12 protein-coding genes are annotated in these 9525 nt (G+C 73.5%); 4 read left to right on the top strand and 8 right to left on the bottom strand.

Annotated elements, in window-relative coordinates; translation table 11 throughout:
* Window positions 1-196: 196 nt before the first annotated feature.
* Window positions 197-718 carry a hypothetical protein gene (locus tag ABT106_RS28820; RefSeq protein ID WP_351283108.1) on the bottom strand — a complete coding sequence of 174 codons (522 nt, stop codon included), beginning with the start codon at window positions 716-718 and terminating at the stop codon, window positions 197-199.
* Window positions 719-877: 159 nt separating this feature from the next.
* Window positions 878-1393: a hypothetical protein gene (locus ABT106_RS28815; protein ID WP_351283105.1), complete on the bottom strand. Its 516-nt coding sequence runs from the start codon at window positions 1391-1393 to the stop codon at window positions 878-880.
* A gap of 698 nt (window positions 1394-2091) precedes the next feature.
* Between ABT106_RS28815 and ABT106_RS28810 the strand changes: the two genes are divergently transcribed.
* A complete protein-coding gene (locus ABT106_RS28810) occupies window positions 2092-3363 on the top strand; it encodes an MFS transporter (protein ID WP_351283104.1) in 1272 nt (423 codons plus the stop codon).
* 82 nt (window positions 3364-3445) lie between these two features.
* Entirely contained in the window at window positions 3446-4351 is a 906-nt protein-coding gene (gene surE, locus ABT106_RS28805) for a 5'/3'-nucleotidase SurE (protein ID WP_351283102.1), read from the top strand.
* A 44-nt stretch (window positions 4352-4395) separates the two neighbouring features.
* On the opposite strand, the gene ABT106_RS28800 is transcribed toward surE, so the two are convergent.
* From ABT106_RS28800 to ABT106_RS28775, 6 genes are all read right to left on the bottom strand, one after another.
* Window positions 4396-4572: a hypothetical protein gene (locus ABT106_RS28800; RefSeq protein WP_351283100.1), complete on the bottom strand. Its 177-nt coding sequence runs from the start codon at window positions 4570-4572 to the stop codon at window positions 4396-4398.
* A 29-nt stretch (window positions 4573-4601) separates the two neighbouring features.
* Window positions 4602-5246 carry a S41 family peptidase gene (locus tag ABT106_RS28795; protein ID WP_351283097.1) on the bottom strand — a complete coding sequence of 215 codons (645 nt, stop codon included), beginning with the start codon at window positions 5244-5246 and terminating at the stop codon, window positions 4602-4604.
* 78 nt (window positions 5247-5324) lie between these two features.
* A complete protein-coding gene (locus ABT106_RS28790; protein ID WP_351283095.1) occupies window positions 5325-6440 on the bottom strand; it encodes a sensor histidine kinase in 1116 nt (371 codons plus the stop codon).
* On the bottom strand, window positions 6437-7165 hold the full coding sequence (locus tag ABT106_RS28785; RefSeq protein ID WP_351283092.1) for a response regulator transcription factor: 729 nt from the start codon (window positions 7163-7165) through the stop codon (window positions 6437-6439). Before ABT106_RS28785 ends, ABT106_RS28790 begins: the two co-directional genes overlap by 4 nt.
* Before the next feature lie 106 nt (window positions 7166-7271).
* A complete protein-coding gene (locus ABT106_RS28780; RefSeq protein WP_351283090.1) occupies window positions 7272-7415 on the bottom strand; it encodes a hypothetical protein in 144 nt (47 codons plus the stop codon).
* Window positions 7416-7656: 241 nt separating this feature from the next.
* The gene (locus tag ABT106_RS28775) at window positions 7657-7896 is read right to left on the bottom strand and encodes a chaplin (protein WP_351283087.1); all 240 of its coding nucleotides are present in this window, start codon (window positions 7894-7896) and stop codon (window positions 7657-7659) included.
* Between the two features lie 348 nt (window positions 7897-8244).
* Between ABT106_RS28775 and ABT106_RS28770 the strand changes: the two genes are divergently transcribed.
* On the top strand, window positions 8245-8730 hold the full coding sequence (locus ABT106_RS28770; protein ID WP_351283085.1) for a peroxiredoxin: 486 nt from the start codon (window positions 8245-8247) through the stop codon (window positions 8728-8730).
* A gap of 128 nt (window positions 8731-8858) precedes the next feature.
* Window positions 8859-9525: AfsR/SARP family transcriptional regulator (locus ABT106_RS28765; RefSeq protein WP_351283082.1), on the top strand; the 667-nt coding region annotated here is incomplete at its 3' end.

Below are 9525 nucleotides of genomic sequence, written 5' to 3'. Positions count from 1 at the left end.
CCTGGCTGATTCCGGCCGCTTGTGACCGGGTTCGCGGGGTTCGGCAAGCTGATGATCGGCAAATCGAGCCCGCCGCACGGCATGTGGGGCACGGACCGTGCGCGGCCGCTCCCCGAACCGGTGCGGAGGCCGCCCGCCCCTTGCGAACCCGGCGGGCTTCTCCAGGCCAGAGCGCCGGGACGGGCCGCCGGATCGCTCACCGTGCCCGGCGCCGCTTCGCGTACGACCACGTCACCGCGGTCATCAGGGCGGGGATCGCGAACAGCGGGGCGAACGCCAGCCACCAGACGGTGAGTGCCGTATCGCTCGTCATGTACGTCTGGCTTTCGACGCTGAACGCGACCACCAGTTGCCACAGCGCCACCAGGACCAGGACGGCCGAGGCGGTCCACGCGAGCGCGGAGAGGGTCCGCGGGCGCAGTGGCTGCCACCGGTCGCTCACGAGCAGCAGGGGGAACAGAGCGGCCGCCTCGGCGAGGAGGGAGAGTCCGACGACGTACACGATGCCCCATCCGGGGATGTCGAACACGTCGCGCAGTACCTGGTCGCTGTAGCCCACATAGACCCCGGCGGCCATGGCGATGCGCCACAGGCCGGACGGAACCGCGCAGATCGCCATGGCATGGGCGGCGCGGCGCGCCCATACGGGCGCGGGTGCGACGACGGGGAGGGGAGCGTTGGCGGAGAGAGGAGCGTTGGCGGTCGGCATGGCGTACATGCTCGCGCCCGCCGTGGCCGCCGCACATCGTCCGCCACGGCGGGCTGCCTCCCCCTGACGGAGGACGGTGCGCGCGCGGAGGGTCGTCCCAGAGGCCGACGGGCCCAGCCCCAGCCCACCGGCCTAACAGATCTGCGGCACATGTCCTTTGACGGACACTCACGTCACGCCGAGCGGGCACTCAGCTCTCCCCGTGTTGCCCTCCTGGCCTCGCTCCACCTCCACGCCGAGCGTGGCCAGCCGGCCAACGATGTGCGGGCCGAGCGATTCCCGCGCGACATGGAGGTGGTCCAGCATGGTCTCCGCTTGTGTGACCAGGTCCCCGGGCAGCGGGCACCCGGCCTCCACGCATTCGGTCCCGGTGTAGGTCGCGGACGAGAGCGCCTCCCCGAGGGTGGTCACGTCGAGTCCGTGGCCGTTTCGCGTGAGGGCTTGGTTCATCGAGCCACGCCCTGTCAGGATCCGGGCAGAGCGGGCGTGCGCGAACCGGAGGCCGTCGTGGAGAGCTTCGCCGAACGCCTCGTTGACGGCATCTCTGGCAGCGTGCCACGCCTCGGAGAACGCCTCGGAGTCAACGGACCGGCCGCGTCTCAGATCGCCGAAGGTATCCAGAAGGAGCAGGTGCCACGCACCCGTGGCCGAGCGCATGTGCTTCAGGCGTTCCGTCGCGGCCACCACCCGTAACCCGAACTGCTGCTGACGCCGCAGAGATCCTCTTCGCGACGCCGCTGTGCTGCACGGAGGGGCTGCCCACTGCGGCGGGTGCCGAGGAACCGGACGCCGTCAGCGGCGGTGTGGCGAACACCTCGGCGCGGGGCCGTCGGGCATGACGGGACCACGACTGGACAAGAACCGCCGCTGTCCGTCGAGTTCACCGTGGCCGTGGCACCGGGACGGTCCGCGAGCGCGTTGAGGTCTTCGCCGCCGCGTGCCCTGCGCGACGCGGAAGGAACGTATGGCGGCGTCCGCCGGGAGAAGCGGCCAGGCGCACCGTCTTCCCCGTACGACACCCCTGGCCAGTGCCCCGGAGCCACCGGCCGTGCGGGACGGAGCCGGAAATCCGCCGCCGGTCACGATCCGCACACCGACCGCTCCCACCCCCTAGCGAAGCCCGGGAACGGGGTGCTACACAGTCTCCAGCGGCTTTGGTTACACGTGTAACAACATCACGTGAACTTCCGTCGTCCACCCCCTCCGACGGACACCGCTCCCCCCGCGCCGCTCGCGCGGAGCCACCGCCCCGTCCGCGTTCCGTGCCCCCGCCGCCGCTTCCCCGCCCCGGCACCTCCCCGTTCCGCCGCACACACCCCGCTCGCTCCGCTCAGCCCGCTCAGCCCGCTCAGCCCGCTCGCTCCGCTCCCCGAGGAGTCGCCGTGACCACGTCCGACACAGCCGACCAGCCCGCCCCCGATGTCGCGCAACCACCCCGCCAACGCGGGCTCCTACCCCTCCTCCTCGTAGCCAACTCCGCGATGATGGCGGTCTACATGGGCGTCGGGTCCGTGTTGCTTCCCACCCAGATCGCCACGATCGCCCCGGACGACAAGGTCGCGCTCCTCGGTCTCATCGGCGGCATCAGCGCGATCTTCGCGACGGCCTTCAACCCGATCGCCGGCGCGCTGTCGGACCGGAGCGGCCGGCGCAATCCGTGGATCGTGGCCGGCGGCCTCGCCTCGCTCGCCTGCCTGGCCTTCCTCGGCAGTGTGAACACCGCGCTGCTCGTGGGAATCGGCTGGTGCCTGGTCCAGGCGACGATGAACACCTACCAGGCCGCCGTCACCGCGATCGTGCCCGACCGGATACCCGCCGCCCGCCGGGGGACCGCCTCCGCGCTCGTCGGGCTGGGGCTGCCGATCGGCGGCACCACCGGCGTGCTCATCGCCTCCCAGACCGCCGGGCAACCGCGCACCGGATACCTCGTCTTCGGGGTGGTGATCGCCGCGGCCGCGCTGCTCCTCACCACGTTCTGCCGGGATGTCCCGCGTTCCGGAACCGAAACGGCGGCCCACAGCCCCGACAGCGCCGCGACGGCGCCCAAGCGGGCCCGGCTGGCGGCCTTCGCCTCAGCGTTGTCCCACCACGACTTCCGGTGGGCGTTCATCGGGCGGGCCCTGATGGTCCTCGGGTACTTCTCCGTCGTCGGCTACCAGCTCTACATCCTCGGCGACCACATCAGCCTGCCCGCCGGGCTGACACCGCCCGCCGCGATGGCCGTTCTCACACCGGTCTCCATGGTCGCGATGGCCCTCTCCACCGTTGTGGGCGGCCTGTTGTCCGACCGCTGGAACCGCCGCAAGGTCTTCGTCGGCGTCTCGGCCTCCCTAGCCGGGCTCGTCATGGCGGTGCCCGTCATCAGTCCCACCTGGACGGGCATGCTCGTCTTCAGCGCGCTCAACGGCCTCGCCTTCGGCTGTTTCATGGCCGTGGACACCGCGCTCGTCACCCTGGTGCTCCCACGGGCCGAGGACGCCGCCCGCGACATGGGCGTCCTGAACGTCGCGAACGCCGGCCCGCAGATCATCGCCCCCTTCGTCGCCTCGGCCGTCGTCACCACCCTGGGCGGCTACACCCCGCTGTTTCTCGTGGGCGGCGCCCTCTCCCTGATCGGCGCGCTCGCCATCCTCCCGATACGCAGCGTGCGCTGACCCCCGGCGACAGCCGCCCCGCCCCTCCCCTCCCCTCCCCTCCCCTCCCCCGCACCCCCGCCCTCCCCCGAAGGAGCCTTTCATGAGACCTCAGCGAGTCCTGCCCATGGCCGCCCTCCTGCTCTGCGCCCCCGCCCTGACCGGGACCGCACCCGCGGCCGCCGCTCCGCAGTCCCCGCCCCCCGGCCCGCTGCGCATCCTGCTCACCAACGACGACGGCTACGACGCGCCGGGCATCCGCACGGCATTCGCGCGCCTGACCGCCGCCGGCCACGACGTCACGATCGTCGCGCCGCTCACCAACCAGAGCGGCACCGGCACCAAGGTGACGAGCGCCGCCTCGGTCGCCGTGAGGCACCCCGAGCCGAAGGTGTGGGCCGTCGACGGTACCCCCGGCGACTCCGTCGCCTTCGGCCTCGCCGAGGTCTTCGCGGGCAGGGCCCCCGATCTGGTGGTCTCCGGTACGAACTTCGGCCCGAACGTCGCCGGGCTCGCCAACCACTCCGGAACCGTCGGCGGCGCCATCGCCGCAGTGGAGTCCGGCGTACCGGCCATCGCGCTGAGCACGGGCGGCCTCGCCGCTCCCGACCCGGTCACCACCGTCAACGCCATGGGGCCGACGCTCGACTTCGCCGTGAAACTGATCGACCGGCTGCGCTCCCGCGCCCGCTCCGGCCCGCTGCTCCCCCGGGGCGTCGGCCTGAACGTGAACCACCCCGTCATCGGGGCGGACGGCACGGGCCGCGCCGCCGGTGTGGCCACCACCCTCCAGGACCCGCAGACCCTGCTGGAGCCGGACTTCACCGACTCCGGCGACGGCACCTGGAAGGTCACCGTGAAACTGGCCCTGCGCCCGGCCGTGCGGGGCGGCGACGTCGAAGCCGTGGCGGCGGGCCGGATCGCCGTCAGCCCGGTGAACGCCGACTGGAACCCCGGCCCGGCCGACCGGGCGGTCGCCTCCGTCCTCCTCGCGGGTCTGCGCCCGTAGGGCGTCAACTCGCCGGGCCGGCGCCGTCCCCGTCACCGTCACCGTCAGCGGCGCTCGTCCGCGAGTGCCGGTGCAGGGTCCGGTGCAGGGTCCGGTGGCGGGCCCGGTGCGGGGTCCAACGCCTTGCCCCGGGCCCTCTCCAGCGCCGTGTCCAGCGCCCGGTCCGCCGGAACGGGCACGTCGGGGAGCACACCGACGCCCTCCCAGTTGGTGCCGGTCACGGTGTTGACGGTACGGGCGGAGGGCACCGTCACCTGGACCTGCGCGGTGACCGCGTGGCGCGCGCGGTCGGTTGTGCGCCACCGCGCGTCGTCTCGCCGATGACGACGGCCCGGCCGTGGGCCTGCAGGGTGTAGGCCACGTCCTCGCCCGCGGAGAAGGTGGTCGAGCCGGTGAGCACGTAGACCGGGCGGTCCGTGTAGCGCGGGGCGGGCAGGTGCCCGGTCGTCCAGTACTGGCGGGTGGCGCCCGTGGGGCGGTCGTAGATGTCGTTCAGGTGCACCTGGTCGTCGCCGAAGAAGTAGCTGCACCACATCGCGGCCCCCTCCGGCGACCCGCCGAGGCAGGTGCGCAGGTCCCGTACGAGCGCGGTGCTGTGGGCGACGAGCTGCATGGCCGCGCCGATCACGCGGGCACCCCCCATGGCATCGGCGATGAGTCCGAGGTCGATGAGCCCGACGTTCCCCTCCCGGTGCTCGACGCGCCGGACCCCTTGGTTCGCGTCCTTGAGCCGTGCGAGGAGCGCCGGGCCGTCCAGGTCCGCGTACTCGCCGGCGGTGAGGCGGCGCCGGATCGCGGCGACCGTCCGCTCGGCCTTCTCGGGGAAGGCGTACCCTGCCGTGATCCGGTCCGGGCGCGTTCGACCATCTGTTCGTTGGTAGGCACGGGGGGTCATGTGAGGGGGCCGGCCACCGTTCGAAGATCGGTTTTCTTCCCGGCGGGGCCCGAGGCGTGGCCCGCCGGTGACGGGACGTCAGGCCGGGTTCGCCGTGGGCAGGGTGACCTCGAAGCGGCAGCCGCCCGGGACGTTGCGCACGTCGGTGCGCCCCGCGTGCGCTTCGACGATTCCGCGGACGATCGCCAGGCCCAGGCCCGCGCCGGCCGGGGGCGTACGGGCCGCGCTGCCGCGCCAGCCGGTGTCGAACACCCGTGTCAGGTCCTCCTCCGGGATTCCGCCGCAGCCGTCGGTCACCGACAGCACCACCGCGTCCGCCCGGTCCTCGACGGCGACGGCGACCGTGCCGTCGGCCGGGGTGTGCCGGATGGCGTTGACGAGGAGGTTGGCGAGGACCCGGGTCATCTCCTTGCCGTCGACCTCCACCGGTATGGCGGCGACCCGTTCCCCCACGAGCCGTACGCCGTGTTCCCGGGCGAGCGGATCGGCGCCCGCGAGCGCGTCGTCCACGAGGTCGTACAGGGAGATCCGGCTGGGGTTGAGGCTCAGCGCGCCGGCATGGATGCGGGAGAGCTCGAAGAGGTCGGTGACCATGGAGTTGAGCCGGTCGACCTCCGTGAGGATCTGCCGGTGGTAGCGGGCGGGATCGGCGGCCATGCCGTCTTCCAGGGCCTCAGCCATGGCCCGCAGTCCCGCCAGTGGGGTCCGCAGGTCGTGGGAGATCCAGGCGACCAGTTCGCGGCGGGAGGCTTCGAGGGCCTGTTCCCGTTTCCGGGACGCGTCGAGCTTGGCGCTGGTGGCCGCCAGTTCCCGGGAGAGGGCGGCGAGTTCGGCGGTGGCGGCGGTCGGTGGCGCCGCGAACCGGCCGCCGTCTCCGAAGTCACGTGCGGCGAGGGCGAGTTCGCGGCTGCGCGCGACGACCCAGCGGCCGAGCAGCAGGGCGGTGGCGAGGGCGACGACGGCGGCCATGGCCACGACGACGGTGACCACCCACAGGTCGTGCGCGGACAGGAACATCGCCTGGGCCACGGCCAGGGTTCCGGCCAGCATCGCGGTGACGGTGACCGCCGCGACCACGGTGAGGGACACCACGACCGAACGGTGGCGCACCATGCGCAGCGCGAGCGCGCCGGCGAGCCCCGCGCAGCCCGCTCCGCCGAGCGCGAAGAGGGCGATGAGCACGACGTCCTTCATGCGGCGGCCTTCGGAGGTTCGGGTTCGAAGCGGTACCCGACGCCCCACACGGTCCGGATCAGCCGCGGCTGGGCTGGGTCGTCCTCGATCTTGGCGCGGAGCCTGCGGACGTGGACGGTGACGGTGGACAGGTCGCCGAAGTCCCAGCCCCATACCTCGCGCATCAGCTCCTCCCGTCCGTGCACGCGGCCCGGGTGGGCCAGGAAGTGGGCGAGGAGGTCGAACTCGCGCAGGGTGAGGGCCAGCTCGTGCCCCTGCTTCTCGGCCCGCCGGTTCACGGGGTCGAGCAGTACGCCGCCCGCCCGCAGGAGGGGTCGCGCCGCGGTGGCGTCCGGCCGGCGGCCGGCGTGGCTGCGGCGCAGGACGGATTCGACCCGCAGGACGAGTTCCCTGGGGCTGAAGGGTTTGGTGACGTAGTCGTCCGCGCCGAGCTCCAGGCCCGCGATCCGGTCGTCCTCGTCGCCTCGCGCGGTCAGCATGATCACGGGGACGGCGGCGGTCGCCCGCAGCCGGCGGCACACTTCCAGGCCGTCCATGCCGGGCAGCATCAGGTCCAGGAGGACCAGGTCCGGCCACCGTCCGGCGGCACGGCGCAGGGCGTCGGGGCCGTCGGGCGCGTGGTCGACGGCGTAACCGGCCCGTACGAGGTAGCCGGAGACGACCTCCGCGACCGTCGGGTCGTCTTCGACCACCAGGACCCGGAGCTGCGGTTGGGTGTGGCTCATGGATACCAGGGTCGCATCAGCGCGGGGCCCGGGGACGGGGCCGGGGGCCCTGCCGGGGGTGACGTCAGCGTTTCGTAAGGAGTGGACGGTCCGCGAGGGCGGTGCCTCAGTGGGCCTGCGCGCCGTATTCCGCGTGCTGGGTGTGGAATCCGTACGGTGCGTCCTCGCGCGAAGCCGGGGCGGGAAAGCTGATGCGGCGGGCTTCCGCCCGGGCCAGTTCCAGAAGCCGTTCGAACTCTTCGTCGGTCATGGTGCTCGCCTCGCAACCCTTCCTCACCCGTGATTCGTGGCAGGCGGGGCAGAGGATTGGCCGTGCGGCACACCCGGCCGTGCGGCACACCCGGCCGTGCGGCACACCCGGGCGCGGGGCGCTCCCGGGCGCGGGGCGGGCGGCGGCGGCGCCCGCGGCTCGTCCGGATCCCGGTGCGGGCCACGGCCGGGGCGTCGGGGCGGTGTGCCCCGGGGCTCCCGGCCGCGGCCGGGGAAAGCCGTCAGGCGTTGACGCAGGTGTTGCCGAAGGCCGGGTTCAGCAGTCCGATGACGCTGATGGAGTTGCCGCAGGCGTTGATCGGGATGTGGATCGGGATCTGGATGAGGTTTCCGGAGCCGACGCCGGGCGAGTAGGCCGCGACACCCTGCGCGCCCGCGTCGGCCGACGCGGCCGACGCGCCGCCGACGAGTACGGCGCCGGCCGCCAGCGCGAGCCCTGCGGTCTTGAGGAAACGGGACATGAAAGCCTCCTGGCCCTCGCTCGTGACTTCGGGGCGACGGGCGGGGCGGCTGGGCGGGGCGGGCCCGGTTCCCCCGTACGGATGACGGAGCGCCGATTCGTTGCGCCGGGCGGCCGATCCGCGGCCGCCTCCGCTCCGAAGGACGGGCGGGCCCTCGCACCGGACACGTGGGCGGAACACCGGCCGCGCCCGCGGACGGCCACCGGCCGACGTGCTCCGGCGGGCGGGCCCGTACCATCAGGCGCCCCGGTCCCGAGGCCGGGCGCCCGTACCGAAATCGGCCGGCCGGCGGCCGGCTCCCTGCCGGGGATCCGTACCGCCGCCACCCCTGCGGAAGGAACCGACACCATGGGCCGCACGCCCTCAGTGGGAGACATCGTGAGCGACTTCTCCCTGCCGGGAGGAGTTCTGCGCGAGGACCGCTTCGAACGGTCCGACTACGCGCTGGGCGAGCAGCGCGGGAACACCGTCGTCCTGGCCTTCTACCCGGGCGACAACACCCCTGTCTGCACCAAGCAGCTGTGCTCCTACTCGGACGGCCTGGAGGAGCTCCAGGCCTGCGGGGCCACCGTCTGGGGCATCAGCCCGCAGGACCTCGACAGCCACGAGGGGTTCGCCCGGGAGCGCGGGCTGCGCATCCCGCTGCTCGCGGATCCCGACCGCGCGGCCGCCCGCGCCTTCGGGATCGACGCCCCGCTCATCGGTCTGCGGCGGTCCGTCTTCATCATCGGCCCCGACGGCGGCCTCCACTGGAAGCGCGTGGGAACCCTGGGCGCGACCTTCCCCTCCGCCGGCACCATCGCCGAGCAGTTGTCCGCCCTCCCCCGGACCTGAGGGCCGCGGGGCCCCTGGCCCCTCACCGCGGGCACCGGGGCGGTGGCCGGAACCCGACGTACGGTTTGCTCGCGTCTGTGAAGATCATCCGCTCGGGGGTTCGTCTTCACTGGGGAAAGGGGGCCGCCTTGAGCGCTCCTGCCACACCGTACTTCTCGCTGCTGGGGCCGGTGGGGGCCTGGCACGGCGAGGAGGCGCTCGCACTCGGGCCACCACAGCAGCGGCTGCTGCTGGCCATGCTCCTGGTGCGGCGGCCGGCGGTCAGCGAGCTGGACGAGCTGATCGACGGAATCTGGGGCGAGGAGAGCCCCCGCACCGCGGTGGGCACGGTCCGGTCGTACGTGTACCGGCTGCGCCGGATCCTCGGGCCCTGCCTCGCCACCGAGGGGCGGGGGTACGCGCTCGGGGTGCCGGACGGCGCCGTCGACCTGAGCGTGTTCGAGGCCGAGGTGACGCGGGCCCGCGCCCGGGTCGCGGGCGGCGACCTGGGCAGCGGGGCCGAGCTGCTGGAAGGCGCCCTGCGCAGGTGGCGCGGGGTACCGCTGGCCGGGCTGCCCGGGCCGTTCGCCCGGATCCAGCGGGAGCGGCTGGCGGAGCTGCGGCTTTCCGTACTGCTGGAGCGGCTGGAGCTGGACCTCCTGCGGGGCCGGCACGCGCGGCTGGTCCCGGAGCTGGCCCTGCTGTGCGCGGAACACCCGCGGCACCGGCGGCAGCACCGTCACCGACGTCACCGTGACCGTCACCGGCAGCGCCCCCTCCATGCTGCCCGGCCTGTCGGGACTCTCGGTCTCCCAG

Source organism: Streptomyces sp. NPDC002044, assembly GCF_040296725.1.
GTDB lineage: Bacteria > Actinomycetota > Actinomycetes > Streptomycetales > Streptomycetaceae > Streptomyces > Streptomyces antarcticus.
The sequence above is the reverse complement of the archived record's forward strand: the minus strand, read 5'-3'. Positions and strand labels throughout refer to the sequence as shown.

Bases quoted from the DNA above. Each gene is read 5' to 3' on its own strand.
- ABT106_RS28820 (WP_351283108.1), bottom strand. From the start codon at position 718: ATGTACGCCATGCCGACCGCCAACGCTCCTCTCTCCGCCAACGCTCCC.
- surE (WP_351283102.1), top strand. From the start codon at position 3,446: ATGAGACCTCAGCGAGTCCTGCCCATGGCCGCCCTCCTGCTCTGCGCC.
- ABT106_RS28795 (WP_351283097.1), bottom strand. From the start codon at position 5,246: ATGACCCCCCGTGCCTACCAACGAACAGATGGTCGAACGCGCCCGGAC.
- ABT106_RS28790 (WP_351283095.1), bottom strand. From the start codon at position 6,440: ATGAAGGACGTCGTGCTCATCGCCCTCTTCGCGCTCGGCGGAGCGGGC.
- ABT106_RS28785 (WP_351283092.1), bottom strand. From the start codon at position 7,165: ATGAGCCACACCCAACCGCAGCTCCGGGTCCTGGTGGTCGAAGACGAC.
- ABT106_RS28780 (WP_351283090.1), bottom strand. From the start codon at position 7,415: ATGACCGACGAAGAGTTCGAACGGCTTCTGGAACTGGCCCGGGCGGAA.
- ABT106_RS28775 (WP_351283087.1), bottom strand. From the start codon at position 7,896: ATGTCCCGTTTCCTCAAGACCGCAGGGCTCGCGCTGGCGGCCGGCGCC.
- ABT106_RS28770 (WP_351283085.1), top strand. From the start codon at position 8,245: ATGGGCCGCACGCCCTCAGTGGGAGACATCGTGAGCGACTTCTCCCTG.